The organism is Thioalkalivibrio versutus (genome assembly GCF_001020955.1).
GTDB classification, from domain to species: domain Bacteria; phylum Pseudomonadota; class Gammaproteobacteria; order Ectothiorhodospirales; family Ectothiorhodospiraceae; genus Thioalkalivibrio; species Thioalkalivibrio versutus.
In genome coordinates, this window is record NZ_CP011367.1 from 2209818 (window position 1) to 2229488 (window position 19671).

The 19671-nt window shown below is 67.6% G+C and carries 17 protein-coding genes; 6 read left to right on the forward strand and 11 right to left on the reverse strand.

Annotation, left to right across the window (positions count from 1 at the left end):
• Window positions 1–10: 10 nt before the first annotated feature.
• From pmbA to TVD_RS10250, 10 genes are all read right to left on the reverse strand, one after another.
• Entirely contained in the window at window positions 11–1399 is a 1389-nt protein-coding gene (gene pmbA / locus TVD_RS10205; protein ID WP_047251549.1) for a metalloprotease PmbA, read from the reverse strand.
• A gap of 78 nt (window positions 1400–1477) precedes the next feature.
• Window positions 1478–1741, reverse strand: coding sequence for a hypothetical protein (locus TVD_RS10210; protein WP_018143927.1), 264 nt, complete (start codon window positions 1739–1741; stop codon window positions 1478–1480).
• Window positions 1742–1776: 35 nt separating this feature from the next.
• Window positions 1777–3219, reverse strand: coding sequence for a metalloprotease TldD (gene tldD / locus TVD_RS10215; protein WP_047251965.1), 1443 nt, complete (start codon window positions 3217–3219; stop codon window positions 1777–1779).
• 172 nt (window positions 3220–3391) lie between these two features.
• The gene (locus tag TVD_RS10220) at window positions 3392–4222 is read right to left on the reverse strand and encodes a carbon-nitrogen hydrolase family protein (protein ID WP_018951097.1); all 831 of its coding nucleotides are present in this window, start codon (window positions 4220–4222) and stop codon (window positions 3392–3394) included.
• Between the two features lie 63 nt (window positions 4223–4285).
• On the reverse strand, window positions 4286–8197 hold the full coding sequence (locus TVD_RS10225) for a YhdP family protein (protein WP_047251550.1): 3912 nt from the start codon (window positions 8195–8197) through the stop codon (window positions 4286–4288).
• A 146-nt stretch (window positions 8198–8343) separates the two neighbouring features.
• Window positions 8344–9885, reverse strand: coding sequence for an Rne/Rng family ribonuclease (locus TVD_RS10230; RefSeq protein ID WP_018143931.1), 1542 nt, complete (start codon window positions 9883–9885; stop codon window positions 8344–8346).
• 77 nt (window positions 9886–9962) lie between these two features.
• Window positions 9963–11072 carry an AI-2E family transporter gene (locus TVD_RS10235; RefSeq protein WP_018951100.1) on the reverse strand — a complete coding sequence of 370 codons (1110 nt, stop codon included), beginning with the start codon at window positions 11070–11072 and terminating at the stop codon, window positions 9963–9965.
• The gene (locus TVD_RS10240; RefSeq protein ID WP_047251551.1) at window positions 11069–11557 is read right to left on the reverse strand and encodes a hypothetical protein; all 489 of its coding nucleotides are present in this window, start codon (window positions 11555–11557) and stop codon (window positions 11069–11071) included. Before TVD_RS10240 ends, TVD_RS10235 begins: the two co-directional genes overlap by 4 nt.
• A complete protein-coding gene (locus TVD_RS10245; protein WP_018143934.1) occupies window positions 11554–12300 on the reverse strand; it encodes a type 1 glutamine amidotransferase in 747 nt (248 codons plus the stop codon). The genes TVD_RS10240 and TVD_RS10245 overlap by 4 nt, the downstream gene beginning before the upstream one ends.
• Window positions 12301–12306: 6 nt before the next feature.
• On the reverse strand, window positions 12307–13239 hold the full coding sequence (locus tag TVD_RS10250) for a LysR family transcriptional regulator (protein WP_018143935.1): 933 nt from the start codon (window positions 13237–13239) through the stop codon (window positions 12307–12309).
• A 188-nt stretch (window positions 13240–13427) separates the two neighbouring features.
• Between TVD_RS10250 and TVD_RS10255 the strand changes: the two genes are divergently transcribed.
• The 3 genes from TVD_RS10255 to rpmG all read left to right on the forward strand — a co-directional run bounded on the left by TVD_RS10255 (window position 13428) and on the right by rpmG (window position 15762).
• On the forward strand, window positions 13428–15173 hold the full coding sequence (locus TVD_RS10255; RefSeq protein WP_047251552.1) for a putative bifunctional diguanylate cyclase/phosphodiesterase: 1746 nt from the start codon (window positions 13428–13430) through the stop codon (window positions 15171–15173).
• A 169-nt stretch (window positions 15174–15342) separates the two neighbouring features.
• The gene (gene rpmB, locus TVD_RS10260; protein WP_018143937.1) at window positions 15343–15579 is read left to right on the forward strand and encodes a 50S ribosomal protein L28; all 237 of its coding nucleotides are present in this window, start codon (window positions 15343–15345) and stop codon (window positions 15577–15579) included.
• A 12-nt stretch (window positions 15580–15591) separates the two neighbouring features.
• Window positions 15592–15762 (forward strand): 50S ribosomal protein L33, encoded by a 171-nt coding sequence (gene rpmG / locus TVD_RS10265; RefSeq protein WP_017941410.1) that lies wholly within the window; start codon window positions 15592–15594, stop codon window positions 15760–15762.
• 246 nt (window positions 15763–16008) lie between these two features.
• Here the strand turns inward: rpmG and TVD_RS10270 are convergent, their stop codons facing one another.
• Window positions 16009–16239, reverse strand: coding sequence for a DUF6967 family protein (locus tag TVD_RS10270; protein WP_018143938.1), 231 nt, complete (start codon window positions 16237–16239; stop codon window positions 16009–16011).
• Between the two features lie 374 nt (window positions 16240–16613).
• Between TVD_RS10270 and TVD_RS10275 the strand changes: the two genes are divergently transcribed.
• Genes TVD_RS10275 through mutM form a run of 3 tightly spaced genes read left to right on the forward strand, consistent with a single transcriptional unit; the run spans window position 16614 to window position 19587 of the window.
• A complete protein-coding gene (locus tag TVD_RS10275; protein WP_047251553.1) occupies window positions 16614–17828 on the forward strand; it encodes an EAL and HDOD domain-containing protein in 1215 nt (404 codons plus the stop codon).
• Complete coding sequence (locus TVD_RS10280; protein WP_047251554.1) at window positions 17829–18779, forward strand: chorismate transformation FkbO/Hyg5 family protein; 951 nt, start codon at window positions 17829–17831, stop codon at window positions 18777–18779.
• Window positions 18772–19587, forward strand: a complete 816-nt coding sequence (gene mutM, locus TVD_RS10285; RefSeq protein WP_047251555.1) for a bifunctional DNA-formamidopyrimidine glycosylase/DNA-(apurinic or apyrimidinic site) lyase — start codon at window positions 18772–18774, stop codon at window positions 19585–19587. The genes TVD_RS10280 and mutM overlap by 8 nt, the downstream gene beginning before the upstream one ends.
• The last annotated feature ends 84 nt before the right edge of the window (window positions 19588–19671 follow it).

The window sequence follows — 19671 nt, forward strand, 5'->3', positions numbered from 1 at the left end:
CCACCCAGGATCAGTCGCCGGCCACCGTCATGGATTCGATCAGGATGGAGCCGGTGTGGATGTTGCCGCGGCGGTCGACATCGGTGCCCACAGCCGCCATCCGCTGGAACATGTCCTTCAGGTTGCCGGCGATGGTGATCTCCTCCACCGGATACTGCAGCTCGCCGTTTTCCACCCAGAAGCCGGCGGCCCCGCGGGAATAGTCGCCGGTCACCGGATTCACACCCTGGCCGATCAGCTCGGTGACCAGGAAACCGGTCCCCATCTCGGCCAGCAGGGCGGCGAAGTCCTTGTCGCCAGGGGCCACGGTCACGTTGCGCGCACCCCCGGCGTTGCCAGTGGCCTCGAGGCCCAGACGCCGCGCGGCGTAGCTGTCGAGGGTATAGCTCTGCAGCACGCCGTCGGCGATCAGCGGGCGGTTGCGGGTGCGCACGCCCTCCCCGTCGAACGGGGCGCTACCCAGCGCGCGCGGCGTCTGCGGGCGTTCCTCGATCTGCATCCACGCGGGGAACACGTTCTCGCCGATGGCGTTCAGCAGGAACGAGCTCTCGCGGTACTGGGACGGACCGGCGATCGCACGGGTGAAACTGCCAATCAGGGTGCGCGCCATCTCCGGGGCAAACAGCACCGGGCAGTTGCGGGTCGACAGCTTGCGCCCGCCCAGCCGGCGCACGGTGCGCTCGGCGGCCTCGCGCCCGACCTGCTCGGCGGCGGTCAGGTCCTCCGCGTGGCGTGCGACGGTATAGGCGTAGTCGCGCTGCATGCCTGCTGCGTCGCGCGCCACCAGCGCGCAGGACAGGGAGTGCCGAGTGCTGCGATAGCCGCCCATGAACCCCTGGCTGTCGCCGAGAAACGCAATGGCCCGCCGCGTGCTGACGCTGGCACCCTCGGAGTTCTCGATCCGTTCATCCGCCGCGAAGCCGGCGGCCTCGATGGTACGGGCCAGCTCGGTCGCCTCGGCGGCGCTGCAGCCCCAGGGGTGATCCAGGTCAAGGTCGTCCCACTCGCTCGCCTTGAACGCGGGATCGGGCATCCCGGCGTACGGGTCCGGCTCGGTGTAGCGGGCGATGCGGCAGGCCGCCTCGACGGTGTCGATCAGGGCCTGGTCACTGAAATCGGTGGTAGAGGCGGCCCCCTTGGACTGGCCGAAATAGACAATCAGCGAAAGACTCTGGTCACGCTCGTGTTCCAGGGTTTCGATCTCGCCCTTGCGCACCCCCAACTCCAGCCCGACGCTGTGGCTGACCACGGCCTGGACGTCCGAGGCACCGCGCTCGCGCGCGGCCTCCAGCGTGCGCTGAACCCTCGTCTGCAGGGAGTCCGGCGAATGGGACAGGGCCTGGACCCCGTCTTCCTGGGACACGGGTTCCGGGATGGCGCGTTCGGGAGATGTACTCATGCAGGGTTCCGCTACTCGATGACTGATCTGGGGGCGATACAAGGACACCCCGGGCCGGATGGCCCGGGGAAGGGATGACTAGTCGACCCGGGCGCCGTGCTTGTGGACCGCGCCGGCGTTACCCCAGCGCTCCAGGTCGTCGACGTGCACACCGACCCAGTAGAGCATGCCGACGCTGTCACGCGTCCAGCCACCCACCAGGTCCTGGCCTTCGCTCAGCTCCACGTGGTGGGCGAACTGCTCGGCCTTGTCGCGCGCGCGAAAGACATGCCACTGGACGATCTTGTCGTGGCCATGCCCTTCCGGCAGGGAACGTTCCTGTTCGAGAAAATCGAGATTCATCTGTGCCTCCTTGGTTGCATCGGGCCCCGCAGCCCTCAGGCTGCCTGGGTACCGCCCACGGTCATGCCGTCAATACGCAGCGTGGGCTGTCCCACGCCGACCGGCACGCCCTGGCCCTCCTTGCCGCAGGTGCCGACACCGGAATCGAGCTTCATGTCGTTCCCGATCATCGACACCCGGGTCAGGACATCCGGGCCATTGCCAATCAGGGTCGCACCCTTGACCGGGTACGTCACCTTGCCCTTCTCCACCCGGTAGGCCTCCGAGGCGGAGAACACGAACTTGCCGGAGGTGATATCCACCTGCCCACCACCGAAGTTGACCGCATACAGGCCGTCGTCCACCGAGGCCAGGATCTCTTCCGGATCGGCGTCGCCGCCCAGCATGTAGGTATTGGTCATGCGCGGCATCGGCAGCCGGGCGTAGGACTCGCGGCGGCCATTGCCGGTGGACTGAGTACCCATCAGGCGGGCATTCATCTCGTCCTGCATGTAGCCGCGCAGCACGCCATCCTCGATCAGCACGGTCTGCTGAGTCGGATTGCCTTCGTCGTCCACGTTCAACGAGCCGCGGCGGCCCTCCAGGGTGCCGTCGTCGACGATGGTGATGCCCTTGGCCGCCACCTGCTCGCCGATGCGCCCGGAGAAGGCCGAGGTCCCCTTGCGGTTGAAGTCGCCCTCTAACCCATGGCCGATCGCCTCGTGCAACAGGATGCCCGGCCAACCGGGCCCGAGCACCACCTTCATGCTGCCGGCCGGCGCGTCGCGCGCATCGAGATTCACCAGGGCCTGTCGCACCGCCTCGCGGGCATAGCCGGCGGCGCGGCCATCCTCGCGGAAGTACTGGTAGCCGTGACGACCGCCGCCTCCGGAGGTGCCGGATTCGCGGCGCCCGCCCTGCTCGACGATCACCTGGACGTTCAGGCGCACCAGCGGGCGCACGTCGGTGGTCATCTCGCCGCGGGCATTCAGTACCAGCACCACCTCGTGCACCCCGGCCAGCGAACACATCACCTGGGTTACGCGGGAATCCTCGGCGCGGGCGACGGCATCCACCTCCTTCAGGAGGTCAATCTTGGCCTGCTCGCCCAGCGAATCGAGCGGATTGTCGGGGGCGTACAGCGCCGGCCGCGAGGACGCGCGCGAGGCCACCGCAATGCGCCCGCTCTGCCCGGCACTGGCAATGCTGCGCGCGGTCTTCGCGGCCTCCAGCATGGCCGGCATCGCGATGTCGTCGGAGTAGGCGAACCCGGTCTGCTCGCCACGCACCACGCGGATGCCGACGCCGCGTTCGATGTTGAAGCTGGCGGATTTCACGATGCCGTCCTCCAGCGACCAGCCCTCCTGGCTGGAGAACTGGAAGTAGCAGTCACCGCCATCGATACCGTGACCGAAGGTGGTGCCCAGAAGGGAGCTCAGCTCGCTTTCGCCGAGACCGGCGGGGTCGAGCAGGGTCTGTTGCGCAAGGCGGTCGATCATGAAGTCCTCTCGGGTTCCGTAAATCCGCTGTTCCGTGTCCGTCATGGGGGAGCAGCTGTCGGCCTTCAGTATGGAGCTTGGGGCACGCCGTTCGCTTTCAAGCGCGCGGCCGTTGCGGGTATATCGCCACCCCGGCCCGGAAAACGCGGTATCCAGGGGGTACGCTTCCTGGTCAGATGGCCCCGGGGCACGGCAGGCGGCGGTGGTCCACTGCCGGGAAGCTGCTCCGGATGCGCGCGGCCTGGGTCGGGTCCAGATTCGCCAGCAGCACCCCGGGGTTGCGCTGCAACTGACCGACCACCCGACCCCAGGGGTCCACCAGGGCGCTGTGGCCGTAGGTTTCGCGGCCGTTCACGTGGAAGCCGCCCTGGGCCGCCGACAGCATGTAGTACTGGTTCTCGATTGCGCGCGCCCGCAGCAACACGTCCCAGTGCGCCTGTCCGGTCTGGGCGGTGAAGGCCGCCGGCAGGGCGACCCATTCCGCATTCTGGTCCAGCAGGGCCCGGAACAGCTCGGGGAAGCGCAGGTCGTAGCAGATCGCCAGGCCCATGCGGCCGACCGGCGTATCGACGACCACCACCTGCTCACCCCGCTCGAAGACCTTCGACTCGGTGTAGGCCTCGGTACTGTCCGGCAGGCACACATCGAACAGGTGAATCTTGTCGTAGCGCGCCACCTGCTGCCCGCGGTCGTCAAACACCAGACAGGCCGAACGCACCCGCTCGGAGCCCGGGGTCTGCAGCGGGATGGTCCCGCCAACAATCCACAACCCCAGGCGCCGGGCCTGCTCCGCAAGGAACGCCTGCAGCGGGCCGGCACCATCGGCCACCTCCGCGATCCCGAGGATGTCGGTGTCCTGCATGCCCATGAAGGCAAAGTTCTCCGGCAAAACCGCCAGGCGGGCACCCTTGTCGGCGGCCTCCTGCAGCAGTCGCTTTGCCTCCAGAAGGTTCGCCTGGGGCTGGGGTCCGGAGGCCATCTGGATGGCCGCTACCTGAGTCATGTCGCTCCGATCATCTGGTTACCGGGGCCGGTTATGGCACCCGCAACGCCGATCTTGCCGGCGTTAGTCGTTGTCAGCCCCATCGGCTCCCGCGGCCGGTTGTACCAGCACGCGTACCTGTGGGTCGTCCCAGGGGCCCGTCACCGAGTATTCGACACGAGCCGCCTCTTCTATCTGATCCCCAATCCCCAGCACGCGTTCCGCAAGCAGCACCACGACCCCGGTCACCGGCCCGCCCACCAGCGCCCCGACAATCGGCAGCGCGGTACGCAGGCTGGGCACGACCACGATCTCGTGATCGTAGTCGCGCGCCACCAGCCCGGTGCGACCACTCAGGCGTACACGCGCCGAGGGGCCCTCCATGCGCAGCGCCGGCACGTAGAGATCACCATCGCGCAGTGTCGCCTCCGCGATCAGTTCGCTGAAGGTCAGGCCTTCGGTGAACACGTCGCGGAAATCCAGCCGCAACCGCCGCGGCAACACGTCCAGGCTCACCAGGCCGAGCAGGCGGCCGGCGCCCGGCTCGACATCCGCCAGACGTCCGTCCTCCAGGGAGAGTTCCATGGAGCCCGCCAGCTGCGCGAGGCGCGGGGCATACAAAGGGCCCGGCCAGGTCAGCGACAGCGAACCGTCACCGCTCCCCCCGACCATCGCACGCGACAACCCCGCCGACTCGAGCGCCCGGCCCCAGTCACCGCCGGAGAGGCTCACGTCCAGGCGCGTCTCCGGCAGACCGCCGGTGGTCACCCGCCAGACCCCGACGGCGTCTGCGTGCAGGTCACCTTCCGGGGTCCGCAGCTCCAGGTCCCGGACGACCAGACCGTTCGGCTGCGGCTCCAGCCCCAGCTCGATGTCCGCGAAACGGTAATCCCCCAGCGCCAGGCTGTCGAGGGTCAAGTCCACGGCCGGCCACACGCGCGGGTCCTCGAAGCCCCCGACTGCGACGGGCTTCACCCCGGGATCGGGGTCCGGCTCGCCGTCCCACTCAAGATCCTCCAGGACCAGGTGGCGCACATGCGCCTCCCAGCGGTCGTGCCCGCCCGCACCCATCGGGCGCCAGCGTGCCTCGCCCGCCAGCCAGTCGGAAGTGGCCTCCAGATCCCAGCCCGCATCCCCGCGTCGACCGAGAAAGCGCACACCGGGAAGGTCCTGCTCGCCCCAGCGGATCCGGTCGCGGATATCCAGTTCCAGGCGGGTCAACGCGACCGCTCCCGCGGTTTCCCCGGCATTCTGGCTGGCCGCGCCCAGATCCACATCGCCGCCCCAGGGGGCCTCGCTCAGGGCCTTGAGCCAAGGGTCGACCGCCAACTCCGGCAGACGCGCCCGCACCGAGACCCCCTCCCCCGGCAAGGCCAGGGCACCCACCCACGGCGCGCCGATCTCCAGCGCCATCGCCTGCAAACCGATCCCGCGCGCCGCCGTACGCGGCTCGGCACCCCGTACGGCCGGGTCCTCGGGCGCGGCCGCCGGCGACAGGCGCAGGTGCGCCCGCAACACCTGACCCAGCGTCAGGTGGCCGATGCCGGCGCCGTCATGCCCGAGCGGCAGCGCCAGCTCCAGCTCGCGGGCCGCCGCCGCGGACTTGCCGATCGGCTCCGGCCAGTCGATCGCAACCCCGACCAGGTCCGAGCGCAACTCCAGACGAACCCCGTCCACCGCCGGCCCCAAGCGCAGCTGGGCATCCCAGTGCGCCGCCCCGTCGAGATAGGGCGCAAGCTCCGGGAAATCCTCCAGCCACGGGGCCAGGGGTTGCGGACCGCGCGCCGTCAACCGCGCCGTCTCGCCATCCAGCGGCCAGTCCGCCCCCAGCGTCACCGTCTCGCCGTGAACCCGCGCGGTGACCCCGTCGGCCGTCACGCGATCCCCGGTATCGAACTCGACCCGTCCCTCCACGGCCTCGAGCATGGTCGGCCAGCCCGAGACCTCGGCGCGGATACCCCGCAGGTCCAGCTCACCGGAGACGCGGGTCTCGGCCATTCGGCCCGCCTGCAGCGGGAGGTTCAGCGACAGACCCAGCCGGGTCGGCCCGTCCAGCCGCGCCTGGTCACGGAGTTCGGCCGCCTCCTCCAGCAGCTCGGCCTGGCGCAGGTAGGCCAGAAGATCCGCCGCATCGCCCTCTGCCGTGCCTTCCAGTTCGAGGACCGCATTCTCCATGTCCTCGATCCCGATCCGGGTGTCGCGCACCTCGGTGTCCAGAATGCGCCCGCGCGCACCCTCGGCGCGGAAGCTCGCGTTGTGGAACAGGAGCCGGCCACTGAGGGCCTCCGCTCGTGGCCAGCCCTCCTGATAGTCGAGGATGCCCGCCTCGACATCCGCCCAGAGATCAAACACACCCTCGTCGCCGGCGAACGGGAAGTCTTTCCCGCGCCCGCGATAGGCCATGCCGCCGCCGGAGGACGTGCCCGTAACGATGCTGTCCACCAGCCACTGGTAGGTGTTGTCCGGCAGGTGGTAAAGCGGCAGGTAGCGCGCGGTGTGATCACCGTCGGCACGCAGAATGTCCATCGCTATATCGACCCGGGGTCCGGCCGCGTGACCATCCAGCAGCACCCGCAGGCGGCCGCGAACCGCGGCATGGGCATTGGAGGCATTCAGGCCCTCGCCCGCCAGGCGCCAGTGTCCGGCGTCATCGCGCTCGGCACGCAGCCGTCCACGCACCGTATCCAGCGGCACCGGATCGGCCAGCACACGCGGCAGGTCGATCTGCAGGTCGCGGCTGTCCAGCAGCAGTTCCACACCGCCACGGCGCCATTGCATATAGCCCGAGGCACCTTGCACCCCCAGCCCGTGATCCCCCGCGCGCCAGCCAAGGTCGTGCACGTCGGCCTCCGCCCAGACAGGCTGCAGACGGCCATCCTCGCGGCGGGCCTCCAGCCGGGCGAAGTCCAGGGTGCCGCGCGGATGCAGGTCCGCAATCCGCTCCGCCAACTCGGGCGCCGCATCTTCAAGCAGCGTGAGCAGCGGCGCGTAGGGTTCCACTTCGAGATCGCGCGCGGCCATTTCCACCGCGTCCACCACCAGCCCCTCCGGCTTGCCCTCCAGGCGATAGGCGAGTCGCAGATCGCCGGAACCGGGCTGGGTCCCGCGCCAGGACGAGCGGTGGCGATCCTCCTGCACCCGCCAGTCGAAACGATGTCCGATGGCCGGGCCGACCGGTTCCCCGGCCAGATTGAGGGTGGTTTCGTGCTCCCCGCGCAGCCAGGCCATGCGCCCGTCGTCGAGCCCGCCCCACAGACGCAGCGCGGCCGTGCCCTCGGGCGCGGGCCAGCCAAGGTAGGCCAGCCACGGCTGCCAGGCGGTCAGGTCGACCGCATCGGCCCGCAGGAAGAAGCGCGCATCCCGCAAATCCGCTGCGGGGGCCTTCAGCCCCAATTCGAAGTGCCCGCCCGCGGCCTCGCCTTCCAGCACCCCTTCGAGGTGCATCCGCAGCGACCCGTCATGCGCGGTGCGCAGGGCGGCCCGGTCCAGTCGCGCATCGGACTCCAGGCCGGCGCTGCGATCGTCCCAGACCAACCGGATGGCCTCGGCCTCGACATCCGGCCACTGCTCCACGGGGAACGTGAACAAGCGCCCCTCGCCCATGCCAAGCTCGCGGCCGTGCAGGGAAAAGCGTCCGTCGGCGTGGCGTACCAGGCGCAGCTCGACGCCCCGAACATGCACTGTGAAGGATGGATGGCGACTGCGCAGACTGGCCCCGACGCTCAGCGCGACCCCGAGGTGGTCGATGGCAACCGGCTCACCATCCGGCATCGCCACGCGGACATCGCGCGCCACCAGCGCCGGCGACCAGCCGGTCCAGCCGAACTCGATACCTGCGGCGGTGACCTCGCGCTCGAGTTGCTCGCTGGCGGTGGTCTCGACCCAGGCGTGCAGACCATCCCAGTGCGGAAGCACCAGGCGCAGCAGCACGATCACGATGGCCAGCGCCAGGAAGGCGCCCAGCGCCACCCTCAGGATTTGTGACAGGCGTCTCATTTCTCCACCGGGAAGCCGCAATCCGACCCGCCCGGCCGACCGGGACCCGTATCCGTGCTGGGTCCGCACTGGCGATTCATCTTCGCGCCTCTTCCTCCCTGATGGAGACGGGGACCGGGTGCCTGTCTACTTAATCTACTTGTAGATCAGACGAAGACCACGTCGAACTGTTCCTGGGTGTACAGCGTTTCCACCTGGAAGCGGATCGGGATGCCGACAAAGCTCTGCAGCTCGGCCAGGCTGGCGGATTCCTCGTCCAGCAACAGGTCGATCACGTTCTGCGAGGCCAGCACGCGCAGCTCGCGCGCATCGTACTGACGCACCTCGCGCAGGATCTCGCGGAACAGCTCGTAGCACACCGTCTCGGCCGACTTCAGATAGCCACGCCCGCTGCACACCTGGCAGGGCTCGCACATCTGGTGCTCCAGGCTCTCACGGGTGCGCTTGCGGGTCATCTCCACCAGGCCCAGCGGCGACACGTCGCAGGTCTGGGTCTTCACATGATCGCGTTCCAGGGCCTTTTCCAGCGCGCGGATCACCTGGCGCTTGTGCTCGTCGTCCTGCATGTCGATGAAATCGATAATGATGATCCCGCCGAGATTGCGCAGGCGCAGCTGGCGACCGATCGCCTGCGCGGCCTCCAGATTGGTCTTGAAGATGGTCTCTTCGAGCTTGCGATGGCCGACGAAACCGCCGGTGTTGATGTCCACCGTGGTCATCGCCTCGGTCTGGTCGAAGATCAGGTAGCCACCGGATTTCAGTTCCACCTTGCGCTCCAGGGCACGGTGGATCTCCTCCTCGACGTTGAACAGGTCGAAGATCGGGCGCTCGCCCGGATAGTGTTCGATCCGGCCGATCAGCTCCGGCAGGTAGCGCTCGACGAAGCCGCAGACCTTCTGATAGGTCTCGCGCGAATCGATGCGGATACGCTCGATATCGCCCCCCACCATGTCGCGCAGGATGCGCTCCACCAGCGGCAGATCGGCGTAGACCTCGGTCCCCGGCGGGGCCCCGACCGCCTGCTCCTGCAGGGTATCCCAGACCTTCTTCAGGAACGCCGTGTCGTTATACATGGCCTCGTGGTCGGCCAGCTCTGCGGCCGTGCGCACGATAAAGCCGTGCTGCGGCGCCAGCTCGTCACGCAACTGCTCGATGGATGCACGCAGCCGTGCGCGCACGCCCTCGTCCTCGATGCGCGTACTCACACCGACATTGGACTGGTTCGGCATCAGCACCAGATTGCGCGACGGCAGGGTGATATAGGTGGTAAGCCGCGCGCCCTTGGAGCCCAGCGGGTCCTTGACTGCCTGTACCAGGACCTCCTGCCCCTCGCGCAGCAGCTCGCGGATACCCTCGCGCACCACCGGGGCCGGCGTGCCGGTGCCATTGCCGCCGGCCACGGGCGCCGCAGGGGCGTCGCTGGCAGACGGGCCGTTGCCATTGAGTTCCTCGCGCTCCACCGGGGCCACGTCGGAGGCATGCAGAAAGGCCGTGCGCTCCAGCCCGATATCGACGAAGGCCGCATCCATGCCCGGCAGTACCCGCACCACCCGGCCCTTGTAGATGTTCCCCACGATCCCGCGGCGGCGGGCGCGCTCCAGGTGCAGTTCGGTCAGGACGCCATTCTCCACCAGGGCCACTCGGCTCTCCTGGGGCGTCACGTTCATCAGGATCTCGGTTCCGGTCATGCGTTCTTCTTGTTCTTGATGTCACGGGCAGACCGCCGAACCCGCACACGGGCGGGCCGGCGATCAGGGATGTCGGGCTACTTGGTGGCGGCTTCGGCCGCGGCGGCCGCTGGCTCTCCAGAGGACTCCGGCGGCGGCCGCTGGGCGCGCGGCCAGGACTTGATCACCGCATGCACCAGCGTCGCCAGCGGGATGGCAAAGAATACCCCCCAAAGCCCCCAGATGCCGCCGAACACAAACACCGCGGCGATGATCGCCACCGGGTGCAGGTTGACGACCTCCGAAAACAGCAGCGGCACCAGCACGTTGCCGTCGATGAACTGGATCACCCCGTAGGCAATCAGTACCCAGGCGAACTCGGAGCTCAGGCCGAACTGGAAGTATGCGACCGCCGCCACCGGGATGGTCACCACGGCCGCGCCGATGTATGGAATGATCACCGAGATGCCCACCATGAACGACAACAGCACGGCGTATTCCAGCCCGAACCAGTTGAAGGTCAGGAAGGTGACCGCCCAGACGATCACGATCTCGATGAATTTGCCGCGCACGTAGCTGGCGATCTTCAGATTCACCTCGGTCCAGACCTCGCTGGCCAGGTGGGTGTCCTGGGGCATGAAGCCGCGGATCCAGTTCAGGATCAGATCGCGGTCCTTCAACATGAAGAACACCATCAGCGGGACCACGATCAGGTAGATCACCACGTCCACCAGGTGCCGTGCCGAGGACAGCGAGAACGACACCACGCGTTGCCCCAGCAGGGTCGCCTCGGCGCGAATGGCCCCCATCAGCTCGAACACCTGATCGTCACTGATCAGTTGCGGGTAACGCTCGGGCAACTGCAACAGCAGGTTCTGGCCCTCGGAGATCATCCCCGGCAGCTCGCGCACCAGCTGGGTCACCTGGGCCGACATCAGCGGCACCACGCTGAACAGCGCCGCCACCGTCAGCGCCAGGAAGGCCAACAGCACAAGGGTGACCGCGAGGATGCGCGGGATGTGCAAAAAGACCAGCTTGCGCACCGCCCCCTCCAGCAGGTAGGCGATGATTAGCGAGGCCAGCAGCGGCGCCAGGATACGCCCGGCAAAGACGATGATCAGGAATCCCGCGAGCAGCAGAAACGCCAGGATCACCACCTGCGGGTCGGTGAAATGACGCTGGTACCACTGGCGCAGGATATCGATCATTGCGAGGCCCCTCCCGGCGCCTCGTCATGGTCGGCATACGTCTGTCGGGTCGGATCCTGGACGACGGCCTTCTCGTAATGAGTCCGAAAGACCACCTCCAGCTCGTCGATCACCTCCACCGCCGGGCGCCCCTGCATCACGTGCTGGCCCATCAGGGCCGAGGTCTCGTTCAGCAGCTTGGAGCGATCCAGCATGGGATAGGTCGCGGAAAGCCGGCGCATCGCCTTGATGACGGACTCGCTCTCCGGACGCGGGATCGGCTCCGGCTCGGGGACCGGTTCCGGCGCGGGGGCCGGCGACTCCTGCTCCAGAAAACGGGCGAATTTCAGCAGGCTGGCCTGATCCTCGGTCGACAGCCGCGCGGCGATCTCGGCGAGCGCCTTGGCCGGGTCCTCCCGGCCCTTCTTGCGCGCACCGCCGAGCACCGACCCGAGATCGCCCCCGGACAGGCCCCCCTCGTTGCCCATGCCCAGGGGTGGGATCATCCCTCGTCCTCGATCTTCAGGCTGAACACCGGCATCTTGCGGCGTTCCTGCATAAGGCCCAGCGTCTTCACCAGGGCCACCAGCACGTCTTCGGTCACCTTCTGCATCTCGCCCCATTCCATGCGCGCCTCGCCCAGGAGCTCGCCCATGTTCGGCGGCGGATTGTGGCGCGCCTCCATGATGATGTCCTCGAGCATCCCGGGCTTCACCTCGGGTCGGAACAGCATGCCATAGGTCAGCTCGTCCGGCCGGATCGCCAGCCAGTCGCCGTCGTCGTCCACCAGGATCGGCTGCACGTCCTCCGGCAGGTCGACGCGGCCGTTGACCAGCTGCAGCACCCGCCGGCCATCCAGGGCCTCGGCCAGTGCGTCGCCTTCCCCGGCCGCGGTCTTGTGCGCGGTCACGAAGCGGGCGCGGTACATCGGGTCCTCGTGCGCCGTGCCACCGGCCTGCTCGGCCACCAGCAGCCCGCCCATACCGACGCCCACCACCGGACGCTTCGAGCGGCGGAAGATATCGATCAGCGACAGCTCGTCCGGGACCTGCGGATTCTCCTCGTGATCCGCCGTCGGCCAGGCGCCACCCAGCAGCCACAGCCCGTCGAACTGGGCCGCGGAGCCCGGCAGGTCCTGACCCACGAACGGTCGGTAGTAGGAGAAGCCGATGTCGCGCTTCTCCAACTGCGACTCGATCAGGCCGAGAAACTCGGAATAGGTATGCTGCACCACGCAGTAGTTCTTCATGTCACGTCAATCCTGTTTGAGTTCTGATGCGGGGGCGAGCGGACGCTGACCGGTGCAGTACCCGCGCAGGAACTGCATCAGCACCTCCAGCGTGGGTACGCGGAACTTCTGCCGCGCATGCACCAGCGAGATCGGCCGTTCCAGCGGCGGCGACAGCGGCAACGCCACCAGTTCGCCAAGGGCCAGTTCCTTGGCCACCACTGCCTCGGACAGCACCGAGACCCCCATGCCGGCCACCACCGCGCCCTTGATCGCCTCCGGGCTGCCCAGTTCCATGCAGCCGCGCAGACTACTGCGGTCGTATCCGGCGCGCCCAAGGTACTCCATGATGACCTCGCGGGTCCCGGAACCCTCCTCGCGGCATATGAATGGGCGTTCGATGAAGTCGGCGACGGTCACCGTGTCGCGCCGGGCCAGCTCGTGTTCCGGCGGCACGATCAGCCGCAGCTGGTCCACCAGACAGGGCTGGACCTGCAGGCTGCGGTGGGTCACCGGGGCCTCGACGATGCCGAGATCGACACTGCCCTCCTCGACCATCACCACGACATTCTCGGTATTGCCCACCCGCAGGCGAATGCCGATATCCGGATGCTCGCGGCGGAATGCGCCCAGCAGCGCCGGCAGCATGTATTCCGCCACCGTGGTACTGGCGCCGATCACCAGCGCCCCGCCGTCCGCGCCCTTCAGTTCGCGCAGCGCGGCCTCCATCTCGCCATAGGTGTCAAAGATGCGTTCGGCATATCGTTGTACCAGCCGTCCGGCATCGGTCAGGGTGACTCGATTGTGGTTGCGGTCGAACAGTCGGGTATCCAGCTGTTCCTCCAACTGGCGCACCTGAAAGGTGACCGCGGGCTGCGTCATATGCAGCACCTCGGCGGCGCGGGTGAAGGACAGCAACCGTGCCACCGTAAGAAAGACCTGCAAACGCCGATCGGCCATGCCGCTCCGCCAAGTAGAAGGTTCCAGACAATCAGGGAAACCCTGGTCGAGGAATGCTACCAAGCCCCCGCGACCGGCAACAGCGACCACTTCTCGCGACGCGGCGATTCCGGACCGCATACACAAAACCCGACCGTAACGTCTATAAACGAGGCGGCAACCCAATGGCGCAAGCCGAAGGAACCGAAATGGCGCCGCCTCCGTTTTCCGCCTGGTCGCATGCCCGCTCACAGGGGATCCCCGGAGGCTGGCGACTCGCCGGGGCCGCTGCCGTCCCGCTCCTGATGGCGCTGGTCGCGCTGATCGTATACGAGACCGGCGGCACCTCCACTGCCTACCTCAACTTCATCCTCATCCCGGTGCTGCTGGGGGCCGCCCTGTTCGGGCTGTGGGGCGGGCTGGCCTTCGGGCTGCTGGCGGGGCTGCTCCTGGGTCCGTTCATGCCCCTGGATACCGCCACCGGGGCGGCTCAACCCGCATTGAACTGGCTCACGCGCACCGGCATCTACATCGTCCTCGGGGGATTCTCCGGCTGGCTGTTCGACACCCTGCGCCGCCACTCGGAACGGCTTCTGGAACAGGCCTACAACAATCCGGTTACCGGCCTGCCGAATCGCGAGTCGCTGGAACAATACGCCCGGCAACTGATGCACCAGGCCGACGCCCCGCAAGCCGCCGCCACCCGCGTGTTCGTCATCAGCCTGCAGATGGACAACTATCCGGACAGCATTGGCGCCCTGGGCTTCGCCGCCGAGCGTCCGCTGCTGCGATCCATTGCCGAGCGCCTGCAGGCAGTGGCCGAGCCCGCCGGGGCGACCGTGTTCCACATCCACGACGATCACTTTGCCCTGATCCTGCCGCACCGCAGCCGCAAAGAGACCCTCGCCGTCACACGCGCCGCGATCGAATGCCTGCAAACCCCTTTCGAGGTCTTCGAGATCCCGGTCTATCTCGGGGCCCACGCGGGCGTCTCCTCCTTCCCCTTTCACGAGCAGGATGAACCCACCCGGCTGCTGACCAAGGCCTGGATGGCGATGCACGAGGCCAGTCACTCGGGGCGCCGCTACCGCAGTTACAACCGCCGCAGCAACGAGCACAGCCTGTACACCGTGGAACTCCTGGGCGAGTTGCAAAGCGCACTGGACGACGGCCAGCTAAGCCTGCACTACCAGCCGAAGGTCAATCTCGCGAGCGATCAGGTGATGGGCCTGGAGGCCCTGCTACGCTGGGAACACCCAGTTCGCGGCCGCATCGCTCCCGACCAGTTCATCCCATCGGCCGAGCGCACCGGACTGATCCACAGCCTCACCGACCGGGTCCTTGATCTCGCACTGGCCGACATCGCCCGCCTGCGCGCCGAAGGCCTGGACATGCCGGTCAGCGTGAACATCTCGGCGCGCAATTTCCTCGACCCCGGATTTGCCGATCGCCTGCTGGAGAAGGTTCGCGTCTCGGGGCTTCCACCCTGCGCCCTGGAACTCGAGTTCACCGAGACCGCCCTGATGGCGGACCCGGACGAGGTGATCCGGGCCCTGCGTCGCCTGACCGAGGCCGGACTGGAACTCGCCATCGACGACTTCGGCACCGGTTATTCGTCGCTGGCCTACCTCAAACGTATGCCGGTGACGACTCTCAAGATCGATCAGGCCTTTGTACGGCAAATGCTGGAGCACCCGGTCGACGAGCAGATTACCCGCGCCAGCATCAGCCTGGCCCGGGATCTGGGCCTCAAGGTGGTCGCCGAGGGGGCCGAGGACGCGGCCACCCTGGCGCGGCTGCGCGACTACGGATGCAACGCGGCTCAGGGCTACGGTATCGCCCGCCCGATGCCGCTGGAGGCGATCATCGCCTGGGCCCACGACCGGGGCCTCGTTCCCGGCCTGTGCCCGGAGACCGATGAGCGAGCGGCCCTCAAGCGAGCAAACAACCGCTAACCGGCTCGTTCACGTTCACACTCGAACCGATTGGCCTTTCGGGGCACGGCGTCCTGCCCCAAAACCGCCGCGAATGTTCCCGAATTGATCAGCGCCTCCCTTGCACCCGCCCCGGGGCTACGCTATAGTCCGCCGTCTTTCTGGTAGACCCAAATTCCGGAGTCCCCCGATGGCCCGAGTATGTCAGGTGACCGGCAAACGCCCGGCGACCGGTAACAACGTTTCTCACGCTCACCGCAAGACGCGGCGGCGCTTCCTGCCCAATCTGCATTTCCACCGTTTCTGGGTGGAGAGCGAGAACCGCTTCGTACGCCTGCGCCTTAGCTGCAAGGGCATGCGGATTATCGACAAGCGCGGCATCGACGCGGTCCTGGCGGACTGCCGTGCCCGCGGTGAAAAGGTCTAAGGAGGCTTCACGATGGCTGCCAAGTCCGCACGCGACAAGATCCGCCTGGTGTCCTCCGCCGGCACCGGGCACTTCTACACCACGTCCAAGAACAAGCGGAATATGCCCGAGAAGATGGAGATCAAGAAGTTTGATCCCGTCGTCCGCAAGCACGTGATGTACAAGGAAGCCAAGATCAAGTAATCGCGCCTATCGGCTCGATTGCCTGACAGCAGGCGAAAAAAGGCCCGGCCCGCCTACGCGGTTCCGGGCCTTTTTGCGTTGGCGCGAGCGAGAAACCAACCGGCAAACGCATTCGCGTTAGCGCACCGTTTACCACTTGCCAATCGGCTCGCGGGGCTCGGGCACGCCTCGCTCAGCGCGCCCGGTCCGCGCTCGAGATCACCTCGAGCGCGTATGCATCCAGCCATATCCCCCGTTGATGCGGGCTCAGACCGGATCCGGCTGTCCGCCATCCCCTGGCGTCGCGGCACCCTCGGCGGCGGTTTCCGCCCAGCGCGTCATCACGCGGCCCCAGCGGTGAGCCGTCGCCGGGTCCAGTTCGATCTTGGTATAACGCCCGCCATCGCGGATAATGACCCGCAGCAGCGGGACCCCCGAGTCGTGCAGGATCTGGCGCAACTCCACGACTTCTCCAAATGGCGCATCAATCGAATCCATGGTGCTTATGTCCCTCCCGAGCCGGCCTGCCGCACGCAGTCGTGGCCGCCCATCCGTTTTTGACCAAGGGAAACACTGATTAATGTACACGCTCGCGTTGGTACCCCAGGTTTTCCGCGACCCGGCGCGTCGAGCAGCGGGGAGTGATTCCACCCGCAAGCGGCGCACCGCAGGATCGGGGAACCTGGGGCACCAACCCCGCAAGCGATTGAACACCGAGGCTGGTCCGCCCGTTGTTGACGAAAACGGGCGGACGCTCAGCCTTGCGGCCCTCTTGTGCAGAGTGACTGCACAGCCATCACCGCGCCTTGTTCGCACGCCAAAGCGACTCGAGCGCGAGCGTGTACGTTAATCAGTGTTTCCCTAGCGCAAGCATGCAACCAATTTTTGTCGGCCGGCAACCCATCTTTGACGATCAGGAGAATCTGATCGGCTTCGAGCTCCTGTTTCGCGCCGGGCACCTGGATGCCGCCTCGGTCACCGACGGCGACCTCGCCACCTCCGATCTCCTGCGCAGCGCCTTCATCGACATCGGTCTCCAACACCTGGTCGGCGAACACCTGGCCTTCGTCAATCTCACCCGCGGCTTTCTCGAACACGAGGTCATCACCAGCCTGCCTCCGGAACAGGTCGTGCTGGAGATCCTCGAAGATATCGAGATCGACGCCGAGGTCATCGCCGCGGTACGCCGACTGAAGGCCCAGGGCTTTCGCATCGCACTGGATGACTACCAGTTTCAGGAGAGCCATTCCGAACTGGTCGAACTGGCCGACCTGGTCAAGCTCGATGTGCTCGCCCTGGGCGGCCAGCGCCTGGAGCAGGAAGTCACCAACCTGGGCGCCTTCGACGTGGAACTGCTGGCCGAAAAGGTCGAAACGGCCGAGGACTATGCGCGCTGTCAGGCCCTTGGCTTCAGCCTGTTCCAGGGCTTTCACCTGTCCTTCCCCCACGTAATCGAGGGACAGCGTCTGGAGAGCCTGGAAGTGGCCCTGCTGCGCCTCCTGCGCGCGCTACAGGCGCCGGATCCGACGCCGGCCGAGCTGGAGGAACTGATCGCCGCCGAGCCCGGGCTCGCGATCCAGCTGCTGCGCATCGCCAACAGCCCGGCCTATCGCGGCTCTCGCCCGACCGATTCGCTCTACAACGCGATCCTGCGCCTGGGCCAGGGGCGCATCAAACGCCTGGCGATGCTGATGGTACTGCGAGGTACCGGCAATCCCACCCACGGGCTCGAGCAGGTCATGATCCGTGCCCGTATGGGCATGCTGATGGCGCGCGCCCTGGGCCTCCACCCCGAGGAGTGCGAGCGCTACTTCACCCTCGGCATGCTCTCCGGGATGGATCGCGTGCTGGGGGTACCGCTGCGACACATCCTGGGCGAACTCCGCCTGTCCACCGAAATGGAACAGGCCCTGATGGAAGGCACAGGACCGCTGGCACCGCTGCTGGCGACCATCGCCGCCTTCGAAGGCCCGACACCCCCGCTGGACAACACGAATGCCCCGGTCCCGGCGCCGGTCTCCAGCCGCCTTTACCTGGAGGCCGTACGCTGGACCGAAGATTTGCTCGCCTCGCTGGCGGAGAACTAGATGCCCCCCCTTACCCTGCGCAGCCAGCTCATGCCGGAAGCCGCCGCCGGCCCCGAAACGGGAATGCACATCCGGCTGCGCGAACCCGCCGGGATCGACAGCGGGCCCGGCCACCTGGAGATCCGCCCGGGCCTGCACCCCCTGGCGCCGGATCACTATGTCGAGTACTGGACCGCCAGCGGCACGCCAACGCCGATCCACGAGGGGCCCGTCCGCCTGCTGGAACACGAGGACGTCCTCTTCGCGACCTGGAGCGGGCCGGATAACGGCCTCCGGGAACAGACCGAACACGCCTACCGCGCCCTGCTGGCCGCCTGCCGAGCGCGCGGCTTCGAGCATTTGGCACGCGTATGGAACTACTTTGGCGACATCCATGCCGAGGAGGACGGGCTGGAACGCTATCAGGCCTTCTGCATGGGCCGCGCCACCGCGCTTGAGACCCTGGAGATCCCGCTGGCCAGCATGCCGGCCGCCACGGCCATCGGGAGCGACCAGCGCCAGCTGGTCATCTACCTGATCGCCACTCGCACCCCGGCCGAGTCCCTGGAGAACCCGCGTCAGGTCAGCGCCTATCATTACCCGGCGCGCTACAGCCCGAAGAGCCCGACCTTCGCCCGCGCGACCCGGCTGGAAACCGCGGACGGCCCACTCATCCTGCTCTCCGGCACCGCCAGCATCGTCGGCCACGAAAGCCGTCACCCCGATGACGTCGTCGCCCAGGCACGCGAGACCCTGGCCAACTTGCGGTCCCTGCATGACACCGCTGGCCACGAACTGCCACGCCCGGCCTGGCTGCGCGTCTACCTGCGACATCCGGAAGACCGGCCCAAGGTCGCCGCGGTCCTCGCCGAGCACTACCACGACGTCCATCCGGGGCCGATCGTCCAGTGGGTCCGCGGCGACGTCTGCCGGCGCGAGCTGCTGCTGGAAATCGAGGGCGTGCATGCCTGAACTGCCCGAGGTCGAGACCACCCGGCGCGGGCTCGCCCCCCTGCTGGCCGGGCGCCGCATCACGGCCTTCGAGGTCCGCGAGCCGCGCCTGCGCTGGCCGGTGCCGCCGGAGCTGGTGCAGCAACTGGCCGGCGCCCGGGTCCGCAGCCTGACCCGGCGCGCCAAGTACCTGTTGCTGGAGACCGATCGTACCGGCCTTCTGCTGCATCTCGGGATGTCCGGGAGCCTGCGCCACTGCACGCCCGAGACGCCGCTGCGCCGGCACGATCACCTGACCCTGCACCTGGACAACGGCTACCAGGTTCGCCTGCACGACCCGCGCCGCTTCGGCTGTTGCCTGCCGCTCCCCGAGGGCGGCTTATCCCACACCTTGCTAGCCGGCCTCGGCCCGGAACCCCTGGACCCGGAGTTCGATGGCGACTGCCTGTTCCGCCGCAGCCGCGGCCGCCGGGGCCCGGTCAAGGCCTTCATCATGGACCAGGCGATCGTGGTAGGAGTGGGCAACATCTACGCCACCGAGGCCCTGTTCCTCGCCGGCGTTCGGCCCGGGCGCGCGGCCGGACGTGTCACGCGCGCCGAATACGAGCGCCTGGCAAGCCACATCAAGGCGGTGCTGGCGGCGGCCATTAAACAGGGCGGGACCACCCTGCGCGACTTCCTGCACGAGGACGGCACCCACGGCTACTTCCGCCAGTCGCTGCGCGTCTACGGCCGCGCCGGCGAGCCTTGCCCGGTCTGCGCCGAGGTATTGCGCACGCGCCGCATCGGCCAGCGCGCCAGCAGCTACTGCCCCGCCTGCCAGAAGTAGATCGACCCGACACGGGTCAGCAGAGCGGAAAGGCCGTTCGTCCCCGCACAGGGAACGGAACACACGCAGAGAACACCAGGAAAG